This is a genomic window from Mycolicibacterium peregrinum, from assembly GCF_001665625.1.
Classification (GTDB): domain Bacteria; phylum Actinomycetota; class Actinomycetes; order Mycobacteriales; family Mycobacteriaceae; genus Mycobacterium; species Mycobacterium peregrinum_B.
Genome location: NZ_LZSY01000205.1, coordinates 20,198 through 42,901, shown reverse-complemented (window position 1 = coordinate 42,901; position 22,704 = coordinate 20,198). Strand labels below are relative to the sequence as shown.

Below are 22,704 nucleotides of genomic sequence, written 5' to 3'. Positions count from 1 at the left end.
CGCTTATCCCGGGTCAGCCGGGGATAGCCAATCTCGTGAGCCCATTCAACCGGCCCGGAGAGTCTTGACCCGGCTGAGTTTGTGCGGCCGCTGTAAGAATTGCTGTAGAAGGTGGTCAGGTGGATCGTCAGAAGTTGGCTGATGAGTGGGACGACGGGATCTCGCCCGCGGTGGCAGGACTGGCCGGGCTGGCCGAACCCTACGGAGTCGCCCTGGACTACTCGGCCCAATCACTGCGCGCACTCGAACACGTCATCACCACCCTGTTCCACGAACCCGACGACCTCTTCACCGACGACGACCGCCCTGTCGTCCGCGCACTGATCGCCTATGTCGGACTCACCCTGACCCACCTCACCACCGGACACTGGGACTGGGACAACCAACCCGGCTTCGCCGGACACGCACAACCCACCCTCACCGACACCGCACTACGCGACCGCATCACCACTACCTACTGGGGCTGGGACGACAACCCCGCCGGCATCCCCATCGCCGTACCCGCCGACGGACTCGAACTCCAACCCGTCTCACCTCTGCACCTTCTCTTCGCCACCGTCATCGACCGGCCCACCAACGCAGGACCACTGGGGTCCAGACCTTCACCGCCTGGAGCGAAAAGGTCACCGCCCCACCCCCGCCCGGCGTCGTCGGCATCGACCTACTACCCAGCCCAGAACCCTCACCCGTCCTCGACGACTGGCTGGCCGCCCGCCAACGCGACTTCCCACAATGGGCCACCCGCTACCCCGGAAACTGGGACTTCACCCCCGAATCCATCGACCGCCTCACCGACCTCATCCACCACCACACCCCCACCGTCGAAGCCATCAACGACCCCGCCAACACCGACCTACTCGCAGGCGCCTGCTGGTACCTCGGCGAAATGCTGCGCCGCAGCCGACCCTCCCGCTGGGCCTACGTCGACTACACGAGGGAGCCCGGAGACCCCGCCCTCGTCGAATATCGGGTGCAAACCAACGACGACAGAAACGCCGTGACTCCATTCAGCCTGTTCCGCCGGGGCGTCACCAAAGGCGAACCCAAAGCCCGAGGCCGCTACCACCGCTGGGCCGGAAAACCATGATTCGGCAGCGGATCGCGGCGAAGAACAGCAAAGGGAGAGATGGAGAATTTCAGCAGACGGTTTGGCATGACGCTCAACCTGATTCTTGCGTTGATATGTGGAATCTGGGCGTTTAACGCGATCAAGCACTTGGCTTTCATTACCGCGGTGATCGCGGTTGGGCTGATCACCACCTGCCTGTTGGTTGCCATCCAGTTGGCGGCATCGAAAAATGCTGTGGTCCAAGCTGCGTTCGATGAATCTGGGATGTTATTGCGGCCGGACAGTCGGTTAGAGTCGATGCAGCGGAGAACGAACCTCGCCCTCGCGGTGTCGGGAGTGTCGATGTTCATTGCGTGGCTGACCGGCTGGCTCTACATGCCATTGCCCGAGGGAATGGGCGATGTCTTTCCGATCGCGTTGGGCGCCGCTGGCCTCGTTGCGGGATGGTTTTCGTTTGTCTTCAAGCGCCAAGGCGGGACTAGCTATCTGCTACTCACTCTGGAGGAGTTCGAGTTCCCCAATCTCGGTTCTTTGAACTCAGGAAGGTGGGACGATATTGCGTCGGTGACCGACGAGCTCCCGACCGAGGGGCGGTTCTGGACTCCCGTGGTGATCACCATGAAGGACGGTTCTCGGCTGGTGATGGATTCGCCCGGCAGCTACACGCCGAAGGGAACCGCTCTCATCGAGTTGGTGCGGTTCTACTGGCGCCACCCCGAGCAGCGAACTGAGCTCACCGACGGACGCGCGCTGGACCGCCTCCGCGCATTGGACCCATGATCGACCACGAATTGTGCCTGATCTCTGCGATCACCATCTGCCCGCCACTTGCTATTTCTGCGGCTACCAAGCTCTGTAGCTGAACGGGAGTTCGGCTGCGGCAGAGAGCCTCAACTATATTCAACGCGTGAATTCTTCCGCGCCGTCGCCTGTCCAGGAGGCTGTGGCTTTGGCAGAAGCGGCACTTGCGCTGGCCGGCAATGAGCTGCATCCGCTCACCAGGCAGCTGATCGTTGAAGTCGGCCGGGGCGAGCTGCCAATCGGGAAGGCTGTCGAGCAGATCTTGTCGCATTACACCGCCCCTGGGGCGCGGTGATTACCGATGATGGCTGGCAGGATCACCGCGACCCAGCCAAGCTGAAGACGCTGCGCAACAAATTCACCCTCACCGATCAGCGCACTGTGGAAGCAGTAGAAGCGCAGATGTCTGCTCTGCGGATCGCAGAGATTGCCAACGAACCACTGTCCGGGAATTTTGATTTCGGGCACTACTGCGGCCTGCACAACCGACTGCTGGGCGATACTTTCGACTGGGCAGGGACGCCACCGGCGGCAGATGGGGCACTGACGGCTCCGGAACGCGACGTCGTCAAAGTCCTGGGTGAGGACTTGAGTTCGCCGAGCATTGACTACCGCCGTCTGGTGGGGCGGAGCGTGCGTGACAGCGCCGAGTACGTTTTTGGGTACCTTCAGGCCGAAGGTTGTTTGCTGGGTTTGACGGACCAGCGTTTCACGTCGCGGCTCGCTGCGTATTGGTGTGCCTTGAGTTCGCTGCCCATTTTTCCCCGGGGCAATACCCGGGTCGAGGTCGTGTTCTTCCACCAGCTCACCAGGTATTCGGGCCGGCGGCTCGATGCGCGGGAACTGTTCACTCGGGTCGCTGAGTTTCGCCAGGCCCGCAGCGCCGAGTCCACGCGGGCCCGCTATGCATTGTTCAGCGCATTGATGGAGGTCGTGGTCGACCACAACGACCACAATGAGCCGACTCGGCCAGTGTTTCGACCACCGCCGCAGACCAGCGACGTCGCCACCCCGTGAGCCGTGCGCATGGCAGCTCACGTGACCCGTCCTGTGCCGGCGCGCACTGGCCGGCGGTGGCGGTGAGGGGACTGCGCGCCCAGTAAGGGCAGTGCGCGCAACCCTGCGGGCCGGGCGATGCTGGGCGGATCAGCGAGTTGCTGCACCCCTGCCCCGTACTCTGAGTTGCTTATGATCATCGAATGGGAACGGCTGGAGCAGCCCGAATTTGATCGGGTCATCGAGCTCCTTGTGCGCGACCGGTTCGGGGCTGATGTCCGCGCGGTCAATGGCAAGGGCGGCGACCAGGGCATCGACATCGAGATCAACGTCTATGGCAGGCCATGGATCATGCAGCACAAGTTCTTCCCACTTGAGTTGGGTCACATTGGTCAGATCTGGGGGCGATGATGTGCCCCGGGTTGCGCGGAGTCGGTTTGCTTGATTGGTCACGACGTGCTGAAGGAGCCGTGTCCGTGCCCAAGCGTTACCCCGAGGAATTCCGCCGCAAGGTGCTCGACCTGGTGGCTGCTGGCCGCCCCATCGCGCAGATCGCTGCCGATCTGGGCGTCAGCGACAGACCATCTACGGCTGGCGCAAGCAGGAGCTGATCGACACCGGGCAGTTGCCGGGTCTCAACCGTGCCGAGCAGGCCGAGTTGTCGGCAGCCAACAAGCGCATCCGCGAATTAGAGACCGAGGTGGCGATCTTGAAAAGGGCGCGTGAGCTGCTACGGGAGCCGCACGACCCAAAAGGCGGTACGCGGCCATAGCCACTATGGCCGCAGAAGGACTGCCCGTGCAGAAAGCGTGCCGACTGCTGTCGGTGGCCGAGTCGGGCTACTACGAGTGGCGATGCCGGTCGCCGTCGGCGCGGGGCAGTCAGGCATGCCTGGCTGACCGAGCAGATCCGCGCCGTTCACACTGCATCACGGGGCACCTACGGCGCTCGCCGGGTTCACGCCGAGTTGACACTCGGTCTGGGCCTGCAGGTCGGTCACAACCAGGTCGAGGTGCTGATGGCTCGCGCGGCGATCAAAGGACTGCCGGGCAACCGACGACCCCGGTCCCGTCATGAGACGCCGACGGTGACCGATCTGGTCGAGCGGATGTTCACTAGGGATGTACCAAATCGGTTGTGGGTCACTGATATCACCGAGCATCGCACCTACGAAGGCAAGGTGTACTGCGCGGTCGTGCTCGACACCTTTTCCCGACGGGTCGTCGGATGGTCGATCGATTCCAGCCAGACCGCAGCCCTGGTCACCAACGCCCTGGGCATGGCCATCGCCAACCGCGACCCGCAGGCCGGCGGGATCATCCACTCCGACCACGGCGTGCAATTCACCTCCTGGGCCTTCACCGACCGCGCCAAGCGCTCCGGACTGGCCCCGTCGATGGGCTCGATCGGCGACTGCTACGACGACGCCATGATCGAATCATTCTGGGGCCGAATGCAAACCGAACTCCTTAATCGAAAACGGTGGAAGACTCGCATCGAGTTGGCCAACGCGATTTTCGACTACCTAGAGATCTTCCACAACAGGCAACGGCGACACTCGGCCCTGGGCATGCGTACTCCGATAGAGTTCGAGCTGCTACACCAATCCACCCAACCCGTGGCCTGAAACCAAGTATGGCGACACCGCCGAACTCGGGGCACATCAGGATGCGTTGTTGGCCGATGCCGAGGTCACAGGCACACAAGAATCTCGACACGCTCACGTTGTCGGCCACCCCGTCGCCCCCGACCGCGTCGAAAACATCGGCGACAGCCTCAGAACCGCCGTCGACGAACTCACTGAGGGGCATGCTTGCCATCCTCGACGAGGTCAGCGCCCCAATCGACGACGTCGTCCCAGAATCCCATGAGTCGCTATCCGAAAAGTATTGTCATACCGCAGGATCGGGCACAGGTTGAGGAGCCGGAGCCGCAGAGGCTGGTTGCTCGTCACCGTTCATGAAGCCGTCGACCGTGACGCGCGTTATTTCACCGGGGATCACCGCATTCTTGCCGGCCTGTGCCGCGTTGTCCTGGATCGAGTTCCAGTTCTCCTGGATCTGCGGCTTGACCCGCTTCGAAGGATTCCGCCGACCAGCCCGGGTAGGTCAGTCGATTCACGTTGTAATCGACCATCTCGCCCCAGCCCATATCGTCGGTGCCGCGGATGACGATGTTGCCGTGTTCATCCTTGACGGATTCCTTCTGCAGCGAAGGGTCACCCGCCAGGTCGTTGACCATGTCCTTGGCGGCATCGCTGTAGTACTTCTCCTGCAGTTCGTACCGACCCGCACCCAGGTCCAAGGCCTCACCGATGTCGTTGGCGGCGATGATGAGTGCTCTGGTCCCTCACTCCCAACGGTGAGTGAAATTGTCGAAACCGGACTTCGCGTCGGGATGGCTGGCCTCCAGGCCCGTGATCGCCAGCTCTTCGAAACCGCGGCCCAGTTGCCCCTGATAGCTGCCGAATGCACCACCGGAGATCCCGCTGATCACACCGTTGATGCCCTTGGCGGCCTGCTGGAGAGTGGCCGGGTCGACACCGAGAACCTTCACGCCGCCCATGTGCGGACCGCCTTCCCTGTTTCCTCATCGATATAGCAGTGCGGGGTTATCGCCTTGACCGGCGGGAAGACCATGACATCCGAACTCGCCGGATCCACCACCAAGCCCGTCGGCTCGGGCGCGCGGTCCAGGCCGTCGAGCACCGCGGCGCCACGCACGGTGACCACCTCGATGGCCGCGGGTATCCCGGCCTGTTTTCTCGGCGAACCGTACGCACCGATCGACCGTGGTGAATGCGGTAAGCCACGGCAGTCCGCCCCAGACCCAGGTGAACACCGAGCCATTGACATCGAGCGGGAGCACCAATGCTGCAGCGCGAAGTCCGGTGAGCAGCGTAGATGCGTCCCCGAAGCCACCAAAGAACGCCGAGCGTTCAACGTCGAACGGAAACACGAATCACCCCCCAGCAAACAACTAGCTGAAGTGATCTTATCTGGTCACGACCATGCTCGCCTGCGCCCGAATTCAGCCCGCCTTGTGCGCAGTCAGCAAGAACGCCGGGAACTTGATGCGCCCCTTCTCGTCACGGTCATGTGGCGGCATTTCGAAGGGAACGTCCGCGGGCACTGCCATGGCGTTGGCATGGATGAAGGCCGGCCGGATGTCGTCGACCTCCCAGTGCTTCGACACCGCGGCGCGCAACTCGTCCTCGGACACCTCGTTGGGCTTGGTCTCCAACTCGGCGGGGAACGCGCCCTTGGCGAACACCAGCACGTAGTAGTGCGCACCTGGCGCCGAGGCTCGGTGGATGGAGCGCAGGTACCCGTCGCGACCTTCGATCGGCAGGGAGTGGAACAAGGTCGAGTCGATCACGGTGTTGAACCGGCCGTCGTAGCCCGTGAACGAGGTGATGTCGGCCTGGGCGAAACTGGCCGTCGACAGACCGCGCACCTGCGCGGCGTTGTTGGCCGCGGCGATCGCCGTTGGGCTCAGATCCAGCCCCACGACGGTGTAGCCGTCGGACGCCAGAGTCAGCGACAGCTCGGCATGCCCGCAGCCCGCATCGAGCACGTCGCTCTCGAACTTCCCGGCCCGGTGCAGCGCTGCAAGCTCGGGTTGTGGCTCACCGATGTTCCACGGCGGCTGACCCTCGAAACCTGCTTCCCCCTTGTACGCGCCATCCCAGTCCAAGACCTGTCCAGATGTCATTCTTCCAACGTACGCGTCTCAATCCCAGGTATGGACGGGCTCGTTGCTGTGCATCCGCTGCACATAGCGTCGTAGCATCTCGGCCAACGCCTGGGGTCTGGTCAGCCCCTGTGCCTGGAGGGCCTGGACCGTTGCGACCTGCCAGGTCGACCCGGTGCGGCCGGTCTTGGCACGGCCTTCGATGACCCCCAGATAGCGGTCGCACACCTCCGCTGCCACGCCCCAGCGGCGCAGCCCGTCGTGCGCCATCGGCAGCAGCCTGCGCAGCACCAACTCGTCGGGCGTCACCTCGCCCAGACCGGGCCAGTACAACCGGGCGTCGAGCCCGTGCTGAGCACCCTCGACGAAGTTGTGGTGGGCCGCGGCGAAGCTCATCTTGGTCCACAGCGGCCGGTCCTCCTCGGACAGTGTCCTCAGCAGGCCGTAGTAGAACGCCGCGTTGGCCAGCATGTCGACGACGCTCGGGCCGGCGGGCAGCACGCGGTTCTCGACGCGCAGATGGGGGACCCCGTCCACGACGTCGTAGACGGGGCGGTTCCACCGGTAGATGGTCCCGTTGTGCAGCCGCAGCTCGGCCAGCTGCGGTGCCCGGCCCGCCGCGAGTTCGGCCACCGGGTCCTCGTCGGACAGCTCGGGTAACAGGGACGGGAAGTACCGCACGTTCTCTTCGAACAGGTCGAAGATCGAGGTGATCCACCGTTCGCCGAACCAGACCCGGGGCCGGACGCCCTGAGCTTTGAGCTCGTCGGGCCGGGTGTCTGTGGACTGGGTGAACAACTCGATGCGGGTCTCGGCCCACAGCTGATGGCCGAAGAAATAGGGCGAGTTGGCACCGACCGCGAGCTGCGGCCCGGCCAGCACCTGGGCTGCATTCCAGTTGCGGGCGAAGTCGGCGGGGGACACCTGCAGGTGCAACTGCATGCTCGTGCACGCGGACTCCGGCGCGATCGAAGCCGATTGCAGGCTGAGTCGTTCCGGTCCGGAGATGTCGATCGGCATGTCCTCGCCGCGGGCGGTGAAGATCGAGTCGTTGAGCGCCTGATACCGCGTGGACTCGCTCATCCACGGGCCCGACAGATGTTCGGGCATCAGCGTCGGCAGGATGCCCACCATCACGATGTGCGCGCCGTCCTCGTTGGCCTTGGTCTCCGCGGCATTGAGGCTGAGCCGCACCTCGTTCTCCAGTTCAAGCGCGGCCCGGCCGGGCAGCGGACGTGGTGGAACGTTGAATTCGATGTTGTAAGCGCCCAATTCGGTCTGGTAGGCCGGATCGGCGATGGAGGCGAGCACCTCCTGGTTGGTCATCGCGGGCTGATATTCGTTGTCGACGAGGTTGCACTCGATCTCCATGCCGGTGAGCGGACGCTCGAACTCGAAACTCGACTGGGCCAGCATGGTCTCGAAGACGTCCAGGCACAGCTGTACCTTGCGCCGGTACTCCTGCCGGTGCGCGCGGCTGAACTCGGTGTTCCTGACCTCTTCACCCACACCGCGATGCAACAACGCGAATGGCCGTGCGCGCAGCAGAATGGCCAAATGACGACGGAGCGGGCCGACCAATGACCTCAGAGGTGGAGGACGATCAGGGCGGGCTCGAGCAGGTCTCGCATGCGGATCGTGTCGCGTCGCTCACCGGGGTGCGCGCGGTCGCCGCGCTGACGGTCATGGGAACCCACGCTGCGTACGGCACCGGGCTGCTCTCGCAGGGGTACGTGGGATTGATGAGCGCGCGCCTCGAGGTCGGGGTGGCGATCTTCTTCGTGCTCTCGGGGTTGCTGTTGTTCGGTCCGTGGGTACGGGCGGCCGCCGCCGACTCCGCTGCGCCGAGCGTCCGCCGCTACGCGCGAAACCGGTTCCGCCGCATCATGCCCGCCTACGTCGTCACCGTCCTGCTCGTCTACGGCATCTACGAGCTGCGGCCCGTGCAGCCGAATCCCGGCCACACCTGGGCCGGCCTGGTACGCAATCTGACGCTGACCCAGATCTACAGCGACAACTACTTCACGGAGTATCTGCACCAGGGGCTGAGCCAGATGTGGAGCCTGGCGGTCGAGGTCGCGTTCTATGCCGTGCTGCCGCTGCTGGCCTACCTGCTGCTGGTGGTGTTGTGTCGCAGGAAGTTTCGGCCGGTGCTGCTGCTCGTCGGGTTGACCGGCCTGGCTGCGATCAGCCCGCTCTGGCTGGTCCTGCTGCACAACACCGACTGGCTGCCGGTGGGCGGCGGGGCCTGGCTGCCGCACTATCTGGTCTGGTTCGTCGGAGGGATGATGCTGGCGGTACTGGCGAGGATGGGTGTGCGCTGCTACGCGATGGCGACGTTGCCCCTGGCGCTGGCCTGCTACCTGGTGGTCTCGACCCCGATCGCGGGTACCACCACCGCGCTCACCCTCGGCGTGGGTGAGGACGTGACGAAGACGATGTTCTACGTGCTCATCGCGACGCTCGTGGTGGCTCCGTTGGCGTTGGGAGACAACGGAGTGTACGCGCGGGTGATGGGCAGCCGACCGATGGTCGCTCTCGGCGAGATCTCCTACGAGATCTTCCTGCTGCACGTGGTCGCCATGGACCTGGTCATGGAGTTCGTGCTGGGCTGGCACGTGTATACCGGTTCGGCGACCGTGTTGTTCCTCGTGACGTTGGTGGTCACGGTGCCTTTCGCCTGGCTGCTACATCGGTTGACCCGGCCGCGCTGAATCACGTTGTCCGTCTGGCGATCACGATCTGCGGCAGGTTCAGCCCGCCGCGCAGCGTGAGCTCGATCGACGGGTCGGCGTGGCGGGCCAGGCTGCGCAATGCCGAGGGGCTGTAGCTACGCAGCGAGCTGATGACCCCGTCGTGCACGAACGGCAGCACTGCGGCCATGGGCAGCATCGTCGCCAGGCGCAACAGGTGCAGCGGGGCGGGCGGTCGCGGCAGATCGATGATCAGCAGTGTTTCGGCAACCCGGGTGCCCTCGGCGAACACCCGCGCGGCCTGCGCGGGGCGCAGATGGTGAAACGACAAGGCGAACAGGACCAGGTCGTAACTGCCCTCGGCGGCATCGATTTCGGTGGCGTCCATCTGGCGGACCTCGGCGCGGGGATGGCTGCCGAGGTCACTCGCGGCGATGCGGGCGACCGAATCCGGATCGAGGTCGGTGACGGTGACCTGTGCGGACGGATGGTCGGCCAGCAGCTGCCGCGACACGCCGCCGTGCCCGGCGCCCAGTTCCAGGATTCGCGGATCGGCTACGTCGGCGACCAGGTCGAGCGCGATCGCGGCGAAGCGCTGATGATTCCTGAAGAACCGGCCGGTCCAGTCCAGGGCGCCGATCACCTGGTTCTTGGTCGATTCGTCCACATCGTCACGGTCCAGGTACTCCTGCCGGTCCGTTTCCAGTAACCGATCCAGGCACGACGCGCGGAATCCGCCTCTGGGCATCCGGTCGATATCTGAGGGGTCGGGAGCCATGTAGGCCATCATGTACGAATGTCCGCGGACTTCGTAGCTGCAATCGACCAGGGCACGACCAGCACCCGATGCATGATCTTCGATCATGCCGGCGCCGAGGTGGGCCGCCATCAGCTGGAACACCAGCAGATTCTGCCCAAGGCCGGATGGGTGGAACACAATCCGGTGGAGATCTGGGAACGCACCTCCGCGGCGATCATGACCGCACTGAACAAGACCAACCTGGTAGCCGGGGACCTTGCTGCGCTGGGCATTACCAACCAGCGGGAGACCACGTTGGTCTGGAATCGTCACACCGGCAGGCCGTACCACAACGCCATCGTCTGGCAGGACACCCGCACGGACCGCATCGCCGCCGCGTTGGACCGCGATGGCCGCGGCGATGTGATCCGGCGCAAGGCCGGGCTGCCGCCCGCGACCTACTTCTCGGGCGGCAAGATCCAGTGGATCCTGGACAACGTCGATGGTGTCCGGCGCGACGCCGAGAACGGTGACGCGATCTTCGGTACACCGGACAGTTGGGTGACCTGGAACCTCACCGGTGGCTATCGCGGCGGTGAGCACGTCACCGACGTCACCAACGCCAGCCGCACCATGCTGATGAACCTGGAAACCCTGGACTGGGACGACGAGTTGTTGTCGTTCTTCTCGATTCCGCGGCAGATGCTGCCCGAGATCAAGCCGTCATCCAATCCGGCCTCCTTCGGGAGCACCCGAGACAACGGTCCGCTGGCCGGGCAGGTTCCGGTGACCGGCATCCTCGGCGATCAGCAGGCCGCCATGGTGGGGCAGGTGTGCCTGGAGCCGGGTGAGGCGAAGAACACTTACGGCACAGGCAATTTCCTGTTGCTCAACACGGGCGAGAAGATCGTGCGTTCGGACAACGGACTGCTCACCACGGTGTGCTATCAGTTCGGTGACTCGAAACCTGTTTACGCCCTCGAAGGTTCGATCGCCGTGACCGGATCGGCGGTGCAATGGCTGCGCGATCAGTTGGGCATCATCAGCGGTGCGGCACAGAGCGAGGCACTGGCCCGGCAGGTGACCGACAACGGCGGCGTCTACTTCGTGCCGGCGTTCTCCGGGCTGTTCGCACCCTATTGGCGCTCGGACGCCCGGGGCGTCATCGTCGGACTGTCCCGCTTCAATACCAACGCTCACCTGGCGCGGGCCACCCTGGAGGCAATCTGCTACCAGAGCCGCGACGTCGTGGAGGCCATGGAAGCGGATTCCGGTGTGCACCTTGAGGTTCTGAAGGTCGACGGCGGTATCACCGCCAATGCGCTGTGCATGCAGATCCAGGCCGATGTGCTGGGTGTCGACGTGGTCAAGCCCGTGGTGGCCGAGACCACTGCGTTGGGCGCGGCGTATGCGGCCGGGCTCGCGGTGGGGTTCTGGGCGAGCCCCGACGACCTGCGGGCCAACTGGCAGGAAGGTCAGCGCTGGAGCTCACAATGGGACGACGAGCAGCGACACGGGGGTTACGCCGGTTGGCGCAAAGCTGTTTCGCGCACGCTGGACTGGGTCGAGATCGACTGACCGGCTACCGCCGGCACTTGGCGACGATCGCCTTGAACTCGTCGGAATACTGCACGCCGAGAACTGCGTGGTCGGCACTCGCCTTGTTGCGGACGGCGTCGGTGATCTGTCCGGCCAACTCGGCCATCTTGTGGGCGTGCGGCCCGACCTCGCCGTCGGTCACCTGATCGGCGGCCTCGCGGATGAGTTTCGACCAATTCTCGTAGTCGCCCACTGCCGGACCTGGCTTGCCGGGGGGTGGGGGTGTGAGCGCGCCCAAGCTCGCGTTCGTGTAGTCCACCAAGAGCTGGGCCTGCCGGCAACCCTTGTTCCCGGTGTAGGTCAGTGCGGTCGCGCCCACGATCACCAGGACCGCGCACGTGGCGGCGGCCGTCGCGATCGCGATGTTGCGGGGCTCGGCATCGGGGACGCGTCGCCGCCACATCACATGCGCGACGACGACGGCAGCCACGCCGACCACCGCCATGATGATGGCTTCCCGCAGGTCCCCGCTTTCGACACCGGATGCCGAGCCGACGGCCCCCATGGTCGCGGCGGCAGCGAGCACGACCAGAAGCCACTGCCAGATGCCGCGCCGGCGCTCGTAGGCGTCGACGTCACGGAATTGGAGTCCGATGACCGCGCCGGCCGCGGTCAGGACTGCGACGACGGCCGGCGCGATGATCGTGAAGAGGCTGCTCACAACCGCAGCCTACGGGCCGCTACTCCTCACCGAGGACCTGGTAGACCTCGCGGCGGGCGTTGTTGACGATGTCGAGGATGCGTTGTTGCTGGTCCTCGGTGGCGGTGAAGCTCGACTGCCCGACGGCGGCCATCAGCTGGCCGAGGGCGCCGCGCAGGTTCATCGCAGCGGGGTCGGCATCTTCGGTGATCTGGTCCCAGGGTGCGGTCTCGATCGCGGCCGCCGCCTGGCGACCTTCCTCGGTCAGCTCGAAAGTCTTCTTGCTGCCCTCGGTTTCGGCCGGGGTGATCAGGCCCTCGTCGACCAGCAGTTGCAGGGTGGGGTACACCGAGCCCGGACTGGGCTTCCACAGGTTATGGCTGCGGGCGGCGATCTCCTGCGTCATCTCGTAGCCGTGCATGGGCCGTTCGGTCAGCAGGGTCAGGATGGCGGCGCGGACATCGCCGCGTCGTCCGCGTCGTCCGCCGCGCCCGCCCCGGCCCCTGGGGCCGCCGAACGGTCCGCCGAGGTTGCCGAATCCGAAGCCGAGACCGCCGCGCGGATCGAAACCGGGTCCGAAGCCGGGGCCACCGAATCCGGTCTGGCAGGTGGCGTCGGCGGCTTGCTCGCGAGCCGCGTGCGCCTGGGCGCGCATCTGCTCGCGCATGTCCCGGCGTGCGGCGCGGGCCTGGTGGAACATGTGGCGAGCCTCTTCGCGGCCAAGGGGTACGAAGCCGAAGCCGCCGTTTGGTGAATTGAACGGGTTGGTCATTGGTGAATCCTTCGTTGTCGTGGAGGAGCGCCGCTGGCGCTTCCGATGCGTCAACGATATATCGGGATCTATCGGTTGTCGATAGTCTTTTTGAGCCAATGCGCCCACTCGGCCTGCATGGCGTTGAAGCGCAGACCGTATTCCAGGGCTGCGTGCCCGTACCGGTCCTCGTCGGTGTCGGCCCAGGGGATGGATGCCTCCAGTTCCTTGAGTCGCGCCACCTCGGACTCGGAGTGGGCGGCCAGCGCGGTGAGGTGCTCGAGTGCCTGGTCGCGGGGTAATTCGCCCAGTAGGAACACGCGGAGTAGTCCCGCGCTGCGCTCGGGTGGATCGGCGGCGGGATCGGTGATCCAGTGCGCCAGTTCGGTGCGGCCGGCGGGCGTGATGCGGTACTCCTTGCGGCCGCGGGGGCCGATCGCCGACACCTCGATCAGGCCGGTCCCGGCCAGCTTGTTGAGCTCGCCGTAGAGCTGGCTCTGGGTGGCGGGCCAGACGTTCGCCATCGATTTCTCGAACCGTTTGAGCAGGTCGTACCCGCTGCCGGGGTGTTGTGCCAACAAGCCAAGTGCCGCCATGCGCAGACTCATGCCGGCAGTCTACCGTCCACTATTGACATGTCACTTGTGGAATGTCACCGTTGAGTGCATGACCTCAGCCCTGCCCATCGGCGAAACCGACTTCTTCCGGCGCGGCAACTACGCACCCGTCGCCGACGAACTCACCGAGTACGACCTGCCCGTCGATGGCGCCATCCCCGCCGAACTCGACGGCTGGTACCTGCGCAACGGCCCGAATCCGCGCCAGGCGACCGAGCACTGGTTCACCGGTGACGGGATGATCCACGGCGTCCGCATCGAGGGTGGTGCAGCCAAGTGGTACCGCAACCGCTGGGTCCGTACCGACAGCTTCGTCAAGGACTTCCCGCTGTACAACGCCGACGGCACGCGCAACCTGCGCTCCGCCGTCGCCAACACCCACATCGTCAACCACGCGGGCAGGACCCTGGCGCTGGTGGAATCCTCGCTGCCCTACGAGATCACCAACGACCTGGAAACCGTGGGCGCCTACGACTTCGGCGGGAAACTGGTCGACTCGATGACCGCGCACCCCAAGATCTGCCCGACGACCGGCGAGCTGCACTTCTTCGGATACGGCAGCATCTTCGAGCCCTACGTCACCTATCACCGCGCAGACGCCAACGGTGAACTGACCGTCAACCGGCCGGTGGATGTCAAGGCGCACACCATGATGCACGACTTCGCCATGACCGCAGGCCATGTGATCTTCATGGACCTGCCCGTGGTGTTCGACCTCGACATCGCGATCAAGGGCGAAGGTGACATGCCCTACCGCTGGAGCGATGACTACGGTGCCCGATTCGGTGTGCTGCGCCGGGATGATCCCGACGCGCCGATCCGGTGGTTCGACATCGACCCGTGCTACGTGTTCCACGTAGTGAATGCATATGAGGCAATGTCCTCCTACGGTAATTCGATTGTGTTGCAGGCGATTCGCTACCCCGAACTGTGGCGCAGCAACGGTGGTTTCGACGTCGAGGGTGTGTTGTGGGAGTGGCGGATCGACTTGGCGTCCGGGACTGTCCACGAGCGTCAACTCGATGACCTCGGGGTGGAGTTCCCCCGCATCGACGATCGGTTGGCGGGTCTGCCCGCCCGGTACTCGGTGTCGGTCGGGGGTAACGCCTGGATCCGCTACGACCTGTCCACCGGCGCCGGAGCGCGCCATGAACTCGGATCCGGCGGACCGGGGGAAGCCGTGTTCGTCCCCGGCGCTGGTCCAGTCGACGAGAGCAACGGTTGGTACCTGGGCTACGTCTACAACCCGGAGCGGGACGGCAGCGACCTCGTGATCCTGGATGCGGCCGACTTCACCGCAGGCCCCGTCGCGACCATCGCACTGCCGCAGCGGGTTCCCTACGGCTTCCACGGGAACTGGATAGGTGCCTAGTCAGAGGCGGTTTTTGAGGCCCTAGTCCGCAGCGGGTCCGCAGGCGGGTTGAGTGCCGCTGCCAGTAGCTCGCCAGCCGCCTTGCGGGTCCGGTCCGAAGCGTCGGGCCACAGGTGTCCGTACGTGCCCAGAGTCTCCACAGCGGAGGCGTGACCGAGCGCCCGTTGCACGGTGACGACGTCGCAGCCGGCAGCGATCAGACCGGATGCGAAGAAGTGCCGAAGGTGGTGAAGTCGGTAGTCCACGTTCACCGCCGCGCGTAACTCCCTCCACTTCCGGCCTACTGTCGCAGCATGAATTGGACGTTCGCGGTTCATGGTTCCCGGGAACAGCCACCGCGCGGGATCGTCTCCGGGACAGTGCAACCGGATGTGCTCCGCCACGATCTTCAGCAGTTCGTCTGGGGCGTAGACCGTACGTTCGGAACTGTACTTCGGAGGGCGGATCTCCATCGTGCCGTCGTCGGGCCACTGAACCTGCCGCTCAACATGTAATTCCTTGCGCAGGAAGTCGATATCGCCCACTTGCAGGGCTGAAGCTTCACCGCGCCGCAGACCGGAGAACGCGCACACCGCTACGAAGGCGGTCACCCAGTCGGTTGACGTGCGGAGCGCTGAACCAACGTCGGCCGCGGTAGGGATGACCATCGCGGCGGATGCTTTACGGCGCCGGGGGAGCTTTACATTCTCGCTGGGATCACGTGCCAGGTGACGGTCGCGGAGCGCAGCACGAATTACCGTTCGTACGTTCGCAAATCGCGTCTTGATCGTAGACGGCTGAAGGCCGCTCTCCTGCAGAGCTTTGATCCAAGATTCGAGGTGTGACGGTCGCAGGTCGGCCAGTCCGATGTTTCCGAAGGTGGCTGAGTTGACGGCTTGGTCCATGTTGTGGCGGGTCCCGGACACCCATATCTGTCGGGTTGACCAGTCGCGGTAGAAGCTGGCGAATGTCACCTTGCCTAGTTGTGGATCGATGTAGGAGCCGGTGATCTGGCCGGCCACGATCTCATCGAGCCACGTCTGAGCGTCTGCCTTGACACGGAATGCTTTGGAGTGCTCGCGTCCTTCGGCATCGACATACCTTGCCCGCCAACGCATTCCCTTGCCGAAGTTGACGGGCTTGAACGTCATCACCGGCTCACCGTCTGCGTCGAACATCGGGTTGCCGTCTTTGTCGCGGTCCTGACGTGGTTTCTTCAGGTCCGCCCAACGGTCTTCGACGCCGGCCCGCCGGTTACGCGTCTGAGACATCGGAATCACGGGTGACGATTAAATTGCCGGTGGCTGCCCTGATTATCTCTTCAATCTGAGCAACATGCGCATCGTCTGTGTGGGCTATTAACCGGGCCGCAGGAGTTCGCTCTGCAGCGCGCCTAGCTTCTTCATCTAGATATTGCCGCGAGTCACTGAAGTCAGTCATGACGTCTCCGTGTTTTGAAATGGTCGATGCTGCAAGCAGATACGCGGTTGCCATCCGGTGAAGGGCTTCCTGTGCGAGTTTGATCTCCCAGTGCGCAGAACTTGTAAGCTGGCGCAATTCTTCATCGTGCGGGTTGTCGAAATGCGTGACGAGTTGATATAGGGCGACATCGAGCGCAGCGGCTATCGCGGATGCTTCCCTCAGCTTTATGCCGCGTTCGCCGCGCTCAATTCTCGTAACAGCGGATGGATCAAGCCGAAGGTCGCCCTGAAGCGCCTCCGCTAGCTGTCGCTGACTCCACCCCTTCTTGTTGCGAAGGTCTCGGATGTTCGCGCCCACGCGCCTGTCGAAACCGGGCTCCGCATCTTCCTCATGCATAAATCGCATCGTAGTGCTTGACCAGCACCGCCAACAGTGGCAATCTGACGGTGCAGTTTCAACACCGTTATGCGATTGGAGCACCATTGTGACTGAGAACGAGTTCATCGACACCGGCACGGTGTCACGGATTACCGGATTGCCAGCCGGGACATTGCGGTACTTCCGCAGCACCAACCAAGGACCAGCCTCCTTCACTCTCGGTCGCCGCGTGGTCTACCGGCGCAGCGAGGTGGAGCGGTGGATTGCAGAACAGGAACAGACCACCAGGCGCGGCGGCAGCCCGGAGGTCGCGTAATGCGGTCTCTGCCGCAGGAATTGCACGCTGATCTGGGCATCGTGCCCGACTCGGATCACACCGAGGATTTACGCAAATCGGCCCCCGAAACCCCGGTGTTGGCGCACCAGGCGGGGACCGATCCGAACAACCCAACCGCTAAGTAAGGAGAAGTTCTGATGACCAGAGTAGATCAAATGGCCCCGGTGCCGGTACCCCCCGCCACCGAGTGCAAGCACTGCACGATTCCCATCGATTCCGGGGACACCTGCGCGTTCTGCGCGACATACAGCCCGCCGGCCACCATCTCGCAGCGGCTCGACATCGCGGTGAACAAGGTGGATCTGCTACGGCACGACCTCAACGAGGAGCTGCAGGGTCTACCCGCCGGCGCCCCGCTGATGGCTTGTGTCGACCTCGTAACTGCCCTCGGTCACCTGAAGCGCGCAGCCGTCGCGCTTGACCGTGCGACCGACCAGCTCGAAGCCGCTGCCGCGGAGGTGGCACGGTGAGCGATCAGAAGCTCAAGGCGCTTTGCTGCACCTGCGGATCGGTCCGGACGTGCCGCCGCCCACGCAACCACCGCTCGGAGAACTACTGGCTGGCAGGCCCGATCAATCGGGACTGGCACCGGGAGACTGGTGACCTCAAGTGCCAGGAGTGCGGCCGGGTCACCACCCACGCGATCATCCTCCCCGAGGGCGACCGCTTCCGTGATCACGCCGAGATGATGCAGCGGGTTGCTACCGGGAACGGGCACGGTCACTTCAACGCGGAGCAGCTTGTCGAAGTGCGCCGGAAGTACAACCAGGGCCAGCTGCGAAACCCCAAGCTCTGCCACCTGTGGTACGGCTCCGATGCGCAGGAGGACTGGGACGCCGGCCGGCGCGAGACAACGTCGCTGTGTGGGCGAAAGGTGAAGCTTCACCGCGATCCGTCATCGTACGGTCCGTCCCGAGCTGACGAATCCGATGACTCTCAGATCGCCCCCCAAGAGGTCCGCGACCAGGAGTACGAAGACCCGGAAACGGGCTTGTCATGGCAGTGGATGGAGTGTGTCGACTGCCTGCGGGTGTGGCACCTGGAGCTGCTGCGGCAGCGCCGAGAGGTGCTGTTGCCCAAGCTGACACAGTTTCTGGTGGACCTGATCGAAGACAAGAACGGCGGCTACCCTAAGCGGTTCGAGCTACCCATTGTGAACGGTCTGATCGAAGCGCTGGAGAACGCCTACGCGGGTCGCAGCGCAGTGAAGGCCAAGGACGCCACCCGGTGACCAACCAGCGCAACGTGGAGTCCCGCCCCCTCACCGGGGCGGGCTCTCCGCAGCACGTTGTAGACAACACCTTGGTCGCGGAATCGAGAAAGTCGACAGTCGACCATCTCGACCTCAACCTTCCACGGCGAGTTCCAGAACACGGTGTTCTTCAGAAGAACACCGTCTCCCGTCAGGTGAGCTGGTTCGAGGTCTATCGATACGCCGAACGTCTTGCCGCCAGCCACGATGCCGACCTCAACCACCTGCCCCTGCCGGGTACGCCGGCCTGGTGCGGGATGGCCGACGACGATGCCCGCAAGCTGCTGGCCCTGGTCCTCGGCGGAGTCCGTGAAGCACTCGCCAACGACACCCGCCAAGAACATCTTGCCGACGCCAGCAAAAAGATCTGCACCGCCGCCGACTGGACCGCAATAGCCCGCGCCCAACTCCGTCACGCCCGCGCGGTGACCAGCGGCGCCTACATTCCCAGGAGAGCATCTTGACCGACTCCGAATTCTTCAACGCCACACCAGAACTCAAAGCCATCTACCAGTGGGCCCGTGCCCGCTACGCAGCACCATGGGCCGTGTTCGGCGCGGTCCTACTGCGAGTCTCAGCCACCACGGGGCCCGAGGTCCAGTTGCCCGGCATCATCGGCGGTCGCGCGAGCCTGAACCTGCTGGCCGCGTTCGTCTCCCCATCCGGCGGCGGCAAGGGAATCTCCGACAAGGTCGCTCGCGAGGTCTGGCCTGCCCCGATCATCGAACGCCCCATCGGATCCGGTGAGGGCATCGCGGCAACGTTCGTGCCGCCGAAAAAAGAAGGCCAGGAGCCGATCACGCGGGCGATCTTCAGCGTCCCTGAGATCGACACCCTGGCTGGCATCGCGGGCCGACAGGGCTCCATCCTGCTCGCTCAGCTCAAGTCCATGGCGATGGGAGAGCTGCTCGGACAGTCCAACGCCAGCGATGCCACCACCCGGATCGTCCAGGCCCACTCCTACCGGTGTTGCCTCTCGGTCGGCGCCCAGCCCGGTCACTGCGGAGTGATCTTCTCCGACACCTCCGGCGGTACCCCGCAGCGGTTCTTGTGGTTCCCCACCACTGACCCGGACATGCCAGCCACGCCGGCACCCGATCCAGACCCGCTCAACACCGCGTTGCCCCCGTGGGCGCGCCTGAGCACCGAGCCGGTAGAGATCGAGTACGGGCCCGAGGAGATCGCCCAGGCGGTCATCGCCGCCCACATTGCCCGCCAGCGTGGCGACTCCGAAGCCCTCGACGGCCACGCTCTTCTGACCCGCTGCAAGGTCGCTGCGGTCCTGGCCGTCATGCACCACCGCTCGGTCGTCAGCGAGCTCGACTGGCAGCTATCGGAGGCCGTCATGGCCGTGTCCGATCGCACCCGCGACTGGATCCTGTCCGAGGCTAAGCGCGCCGATCGGGAGAAGGCCAGGGCGCGTGCACTGCGGCAGGCAGAGTTCAACGACGTCATCGACAACCGTCTACTCGACGGTGTGAAGACCAGCATCATCCGCACCCTTGAGCGCGACGGCGAACAGGCCGGCAATGCCCTCCGCAGCCGCATGGGAAAACGGGAACGACGGGACCTGTTCGACCAAGCCGTGTCTTTGCTGGAACATGAGGGCCGGGTGGTCACTATCGCCGTTGACCGCGGGGTCCGGTACCGACTGACAGAAGTTCAGGGTGAACCCCCGGTTCAGGGTCAATATCCGCAGTTCAACATGGGTGAACCGAAAGTTCAGGGTGAACCAGAGGCAACGGTTACCGAACTGGATTCCCGCAGGTCGAACGATTCCGAGCGGCCGAAGCTCTCGGCTCGCGAATGGCTCATCAACCACATTGAAGAGTTGCGGACGAGGGGTTACGAGACCGCCGAATCGTTTGCTGTATTCGAGGCTGGGCAAGCCGCGGGATACCCAATCGAAGCCCTGCGAACAGCTGCTAGCAGGTGCTCGTCAGTAACAGTGATCGCCCGGTCGCCCCGTTCCTCCACCTGGTCCATCACTGGCACTGCACAGTCCGCCTACCGCCCGGCCAAAGCCTGGGTTGACGACTACATCGACAGCCTCCCGGAGGGCGTAGAGAGTATCGACCGCGAGGAGTTCCGCACTGCAGCCCAAGCAGCCGGTTACACGTGGACGGCGGCCCGCCACGCTGCCCTCAATCACGACCGCGTCTCATCCATCCCGGCCGAAGGTGACAGTGCCGTCAAGCGGATCTGGACGCTCAGTCCGACTGTGGAGACAGCATGAGTGCCGCCCGTTTCTTCTGGTGCTGGCTTGCCGGATCCGCAGCGGTGTCCACACTCGGCACCGTCACGCACGCCGTTCTCGGTGCTGCACCATCGCCTGTGATCGCCTCGGCAGTCGCGTTCTTCACCGTCGCTATCCAACTCGCCGCAACCTACGGTGTGCACGCCCTGGCGCAAGCCGGTCTGGTCGGCGGCGCATATCGCGCGGCTCTGTGCATCGCCGTCACACTGGCCGCGCTGGCGTTCGTGGTGAACTTCGTGCAACTGCGCGACCTCGTCGTCACCTGGGCGGCGATCCCGAACGTCATCGCGTGGATCGTGCCGCTCATCGTCGACCTCGGGATGACGGGCAGTCTCGTGGCGATACTGGCGCTCACCAACGCCGAACGGGGTCAGTACCTGCATGCACAGCATGTTGCGCCACCAAACGACCAGCTTCCGGGCGCCGTGCATGTTGAGGTGCACAACACCGTGCACACTGACACCGCACCTGATGCACACCACCTGGCCGCCGCTCGCATCGTTGCGCAAGGCATCGTCCGTATCTCACCCGAACGTGTTGCTGAAGTACTCGCCGAACAATCGGCCGGCGCCGCGCCCAGCATGATCGCCCGCCGTCTCAAGGTCGGCTACAGCACCGTTACCCGCATCCTCGAACACCAGGAGATCGGCTGTGGCGATGGAAATCAGTGATAGCCAAGCTCGTTTGATTCGTGATGTGGTGGCTGAGGTGATGCTGAACCGGCAGCGTCTCGGCGCACCAATACCTGAGCGGGTGCGGGACCTCCTGCGGTACGTGTCCTGTAGCGGACATCAAAGTGTCGCTGTCCCAACACAATCAGTACAGGATCCCGACGATCTGATCAGTACCGAGCGGGCCGCGGTGATCCTGGGTTGCAGTCCACGGACCGCCCGCCGCCTGTCCGCCGATCTTGACGGTCACAAGGTGGCCGGCCGGTGGACCTACAGCCGCACTGCCGTAACGGAATACGCCCAATCTAGGAGGGCATCGTGAGCCAGCCAGACCAGCCGGACCCGGTTCTGCGTGATGCGATCAAGCGGTACCTGACCGACCTGCCCGCCAACGATCGCAGTGCCCTCATGGAGGAGGTACGGGAGGCCGGCGGCGAGTCATCCTCCTACCCCGCCACCTGGGGCTACGCCACCGACCGAGGAGAACGCTAATGCCGACACTTCCCCAGAACACAAGAATGCGCGACGCACAAAGCCTCATCTGGGCAGTCGAGGGACTCAACGTCGCTGTTCCGCAACAACTGTCCAACCTGTGCAAGAACTACGAGATCCTTACCCAGCCTGCCGGGTCGCAGGATCCGGCCCGCACCATCGTGGACGCCGCAATCGCCGGTGAGCTCACAGAGGGCAAGATTGACGAGTTGTGCACCGCCGCGGCCGCGCAAACCTCGGTGGCCGAATACCGCTCCACCCTGGCACGCAAGTCCGAACGCCTCTTCCTCAAGCGATTCCACGACGCACTCACCGAGGGTGAAGGGGACGTTATCCTGGACGGCTTGCGACCGCTCTTCGACGGGGCCGCCGACAAGCTTCGCCAGGCCCTCGACGTGGTCGACACCAGCGCCACCGACGAAGCGCTTGTGACCAGTGCCAGTACCAAGGAACTGAACGCGTGGCGCTCACTGCCGGATCTGCTGCACAGGCTCAATCAGGTGGCCGCTATCGCCGCTTCGTTCGGCATCAACAGCGGCACGTTCCCCTTGATCGACAACCCGCGGGATCGGGACATCACGTTGAAGGGCAACACTCGGCCGCTCGATGATCGGGCCGTTATGTGCGCGGCCAACGACATACATGCCGGTACGGCGATCTTCGCGAACCCCCACCCGGTAGGCGATGTGCGGACCAGCCCGTGGCTGCGGGTGACCCCGAAGCTGCACACCCTCGACGAGGCCCGCGAGCGGGTCCGGGCGTGGGCTGAAGAGGCGTGGGCCGGCCTCGACGCCGTCCGCTCCAAGACCTACAGCACGATCAACGGTGAACTCGTCGAAGACACCAGGGTCAACCCGTTCCGCATCAACGAGCCGGTCTAGGTACCGGCGAACGCATGAGCCTCCCAGGGCCGGTGAGCGTAGGTGGTGCTTCGACCCGCCGGCCC

At 64.4% G+C, this 22,704-nt stretch carries 27 protein-coding genes and 1 pseudogene; 17 read left to right on the top strand and 11 right to left on the bottom strand.

What is annotated here, in order from left to right; all coding sequences use genetic code 11:
* Positions 1-119: 119 nt before the first annotated feature.
* From A5779_RS33925 to A5779_RS32480, 6 genes and pseudogenes are all read left to right on the top strand, one after another.
* Complete coding sequence (locus tag A5779_RS33925; RefSeq protein ID WP_131811738.1) at positions 120-1,001, top strand: hypothetical protein; 882 nt, start codon at positions 120-122, stop codon at positions 999-1,001.
* A 152-nt stretch (positions 1,002-1,153) separates the two neighbouring features.
* Complete coding sequence (locus tag A5779_RS32495; protein ID WP_131811737.1) at positions 1,154-1,849, top strand: hypothetical protein; 696 nt, start codon at positions 1,154-1,156, stop codon at positions 1,847-1,849.
* Between the two features lie 127 nt (positions 1,850-1,976).
* Complete coding sequence (locus A5779_RS33320; protein ID WP_082941954.1) at positions 1,977-2,165, top strand: hypothetical protein; 189 nt, start codon at positions 1,977-1,979, stop codon at positions 2,163-2,165.
* Positions 2,162-2,887 carry a hypothetical protein gene (locus tag A5779_RS32490; RefSeq protein ID WP_064888189.1) on the top strand — a complete coding sequence of 242 codons (726 nt, stop codon included), beginning with the start codon at positions 2,162-2,164 and terminating at the stop codon, positions 2,885-2,887. Before A5779_RS33320 ends, A5779_RS32490 begins: the two co-directional genes overlap by 4 nt.
* Positions 2,888-3,058: 171 nt before the next feature.
* Positions 3,059-3,277 (top strand): hypothetical protein, encoded by a 219-nt coding sequence (locus A5779_RS32485; RefSeq protein ID WP_064888187.1) that lies wholly within the window; start codon positions 3,059-3,061, stop codon positions 3,275-3,277.
* Positions 3,278-3,342: 65 nt separating this feature from the next.
* Positions 3,343-4,493 (top strand): annotated as a pseudogene (locus A5779_RS32480) (IS3 family transposase).
* 362 nt (positions 4,494-4,855) lie between these two features.
* On the opposite strand, the gene A5779_RS32475 reads toward A5779_RS32480, so the two are convergent.
* From A5779_RS32475 to A5779_RS32455, 5 genes are all read right to left on the bottom strand, one after another.
* The gene (locus A5779_RS32475; protein WP_064888185.1) at positions 4,856-5,170 is read right to left on the bottom strand and encodes a hypothetical protein; all 315 of its coding nucleotides are present in this window, start codon (positions 5,168-5,170) and stop codon (positions 4,856-4,858) included.
* A gap of 45 nt (positions 5,171-5,215) precedes the next feature.
* Positions 5,216-5,431 carry a hypothetical protein gene (locus A5779_RS32470; RefSeq protein WP_064888183.1) on the bottom strand — a complete coding sequence of 72 codons (216 nt, stop codon included), beginning with the start codon at positions 5,429-5,431 and terminating at the stop codon, positions 5,216-5,218.
* Positions 5,419-5,589: a hypothetical protein gene (locus A5779_RS34215; protein WP_165609860.1), complete on the bottom strand. Its 171-nt coding sequence runs from the start codon at positions 5,587-5,589 to the stop codon at positions 5,419-5,421. The genes A5779_RS32470 and A5779_RS34215 overlap by 13 nt, the downstream gene beginning before the upstream one ends.
* Before the next feature lie 307 nt (positions 5,590-5,896).
* The gene (locus A5779_RS32460; protein ID WP_064888181.1) at positions 5,897-6,580 is read right to left on the bottom strand and encodes a class I SAM-dependent methyltransferase; all 684 of its coding nucleotides are present in this window, start codon (positions 6,578-6,580) and stop codon (positions 5,897-5,899) included.
* Between the two features lie 18 nt (positions 6,581-6,598).
* Positions 6,599-8,068, bottom strand: coding sequence for a glutamate-cysteine ligase family protein (locus A5779_RS32455; RefSeq protein WP_064888246.1), 1,470 nt, complete (start codon positions 8,066-8,068; stop codon positions 6,599-6,601).
* A 71-nt stretch (positions 8,069-8,139) separates the two neighbouring features.
* Here A5779_RS32455 and A5779_RS32450 point away from each other — a divergent pair, with 71 nt between their 5' ends.
* Positions 8,140-9,273: an acyltransferase family protein gene (locus A5779_RS32450; RefSeq protein WP_064888179.1), complete on the top strand. Its 1,134-nt coding sequence runs from the start codon at positions 8,140-8,142 to the stop codon at positions 9,271-9,273.
* 1 nt (position 9,274) lies between these two features.
* Here A5779_RS32450 and A5779_RS32445 read toward each other — a convergent pair whose 3' ends face one another.
* Entirely contained in the window at positions 9,275-10,039 is a 765-nt protein-coding gene (locus tag A5779_RS32445) for a class I SAM-dependent methyltransferase (protein ID WP_064888244.1), read from the bottom strand.
* Positions 10,040-10,048: 9 nt separating this feature from the next.
* Here A5779_RS32445 and glpK point away from each other — a divergent pair, with 9 nt between their 5' ends.
* Positions 10,049-11,569 carry a glycerol kinase GlpK gene (glpK, locus tag A5779_RS32440; protein ID WP_064888177.1) on the top strand — a complete coding sequence of 507 codons (1,521 nt, stop codon included), beginning with the start codon at positions 10,049-10,051 and terminating at the stop codon, positions 11,567-11,569.
* A gap of 4 nt (positions 11,570-11,573) precedes the next feature.
* Here glpK and A5779_RS32435 read toward each other — a convergent pair whose 3' ends face one another.
* The 3 genes from A5779_RS32435 to A5779_RS32425 form a co-directional block, all read right to left on the bottom strand.
* The gene (locus tag A5779_RS32435) at positions 11,574-12,251 is read right to left on the bottom strand and encodes a hypothetical protein (RefSeq protein ID WP_064888175.1); all 678 of its coding nucleotides are present in this window, start codon (positions 12,249-12,251) and stop codon (positions 11,574-11,576) included.
* Between the two features lie 19 nt (positions 12,252-12,270).
* Positions 12,271-13,002 (bottom strand): PadR family transcriptional regulator, encoded by a 732-nt coding sequence (locus tag A5779_RS32430; protein WP_064888173.1) that lies wholly within the window; start codon positions 13,000-13,002, stop codon positions 12,271-12,273.
* 68 nt (positions 13,003-13,070) lie between these two features.
* Complete coding sequence (locus A5779_RS32425) at positions 13,071-13,589, bottom strand: PadR family transcriptional regulator (protein ID WP_064888171.1); 519 nt, start codon at positions 13,587-13,589, stop codon at positions 13,071-13,073.
* Positions 13,590-13,647: 58 nt separating this feature from the next.
* On the opposite strand from A5779_RS32425, the gene A5779_RS32420 reads away from it, so the two are divergent.
* On the top strand, positions 13,648-14,970 hold the full coding sequence (locus tag A5779_RS32420; protein ID WP_064888169.1) for a carotenoid oxygenase family protein: 1,323 nt from the start codon (positions 13,648-13,650) through the stop codon (positions 14,968-14,970).
* On the opposite strand, the gene A5779_RS32415 is transcribed toward A5779_RS32420, so the two are convergent.
* Both A5779_RS32415 and A5779_RS32410 read right to left on the bottom strand, forming a co-directional pair.
* Complete coding sequence (locus tag A5779_RS32415; protein ID WP_207549154.1) at positions 14,967-16,220, bottom strand: tyrosine-type recombinase/integrase; 1,254 nt, start codon at positions 16,218-16,220, stop codon at positions 14,967-14,969. The two genes, A5779_RS32420 and A5779_RS32415, sit on opposite strands and share 4 nt — an antisense overlap.
* Positions 16,204-16,767, bottom strand: a complete 564-nt coding sequence (locus tag A5779_RS32410) for a helix-turn-helix domain-containing protein (protein WP_064888167.1) — start codon at positions 16,765-16,767, stop codon at positions 16,204-16,206. Before A5779_RS32410 ends, A5779_RS32415 begins: the two co-directional genes overlap by 17 nt.
* Positions 16,768-16,855: 88 nt before the next feature.
* On the opposite strand from A5779_RS32410, the gene A5779_RS34725 reads away from it, so the two are divergent.
* From A5779_RS34725 to A5779_RS32375, 8 genes are all read left to right on the top strand, one after another.
* A complete protein-coding gene (locus A5779_RS34725; protein ID WP_236734958.1) occupies positions 16,856-17,065 on the top strand; it encodes a helix-turn-helix transcriptional regulator in 210 nt (69 codons plus the stop codon).
* Between the two features lie 158 nt (positions 17,066-17,223).
* Positions 17,224-17,556: a hypothetical protein gene (locus tag A5779_RS32400; RefSeq protein WP_236734957.1), complete on the top strand. Its 333-nt coding sequence runs from the start codon at positions 17,224-17,226 to the stop codon at positions 17,554-17,556.
* On the top strand, positions 17,553-18,317 hold the full coding sequence (locus tag A5779_RS32395) for a hypothetical protein (RefSeq protein ID WP_064888165.1): 765 nt from the start codon (positions 17,553-17,555) through the stop codon (positions 18,315-18,317). Before A5779_RS32400 ends, A5779_RS32395 begins: the two co-directional genes overlap by 4 nt.
* Positions 18,314-18,802: a DUF2742 domain-containing protein gene (locus A5779_RS34340; RefSeq protein WP_207549153.1), complete on the top strand. Its 489-nt coding sequence runs from the start codon at positions 18,314-18,316 to the stop codon at positions 18,800-18,802. The genes A5779_RS32395 and A5779_RS34340 overlap by 4 nt, the downstream gene beginning before the upstream one ends.
* Positions 18,799-20,574: a hypothetical protein gene (locus tag A5779_RS32385; RefSeq protein ID WP_064888163.1), complete on the top strand. Its 1,776-nt coding sequence runs from the start codon at positions 18,799-18,801 to the stop codon at positions 20,572-20,574. The genes A5779_RS34340 and A5779_RS32385 overlap by 4 nt, the downstream gene beginning before the upstream one ends.
* Positions 20,571-21,266 (top strand): DUF2637 domain-containing protein, encoded by a 696-nt coding sequence (locus tag A5779_RS32380; protein ID WP_064888161.1) that lies wholly within the window; start codon positions 20,571-20,573, stop codon positions 21,264-21,266. Before A5779_RS32385 ends, A5779_RS32380 begins: the two co-directional genes overlap by 4 nt.
* 318 nt (positions 21,267-21,584) lie before the next feature.
* Positions 21,585-21,758, top strand: a complete 174-nt coding sequence (locus A5779_RS34210; protein ID WP_165609858.1) for a hypothetical protein — start codon at positions 21,585-21,587, stop codon at positions 21,756-21,758.
* Positions 21,759-21,784: 26 nt separating this feature from the next.
* Complete coding sequence (locus tag A5779_RS32375) at positions 21,785-22,639, top strand: hypothetical protein (RefSeq protein ID WP_064888159.1); 855 nt, start codon at positions 21,785-21,787, stop codon at positions 22,637-22,639.
* Positions 22,640-22,704: the final 65 nt, after the last annotated feature.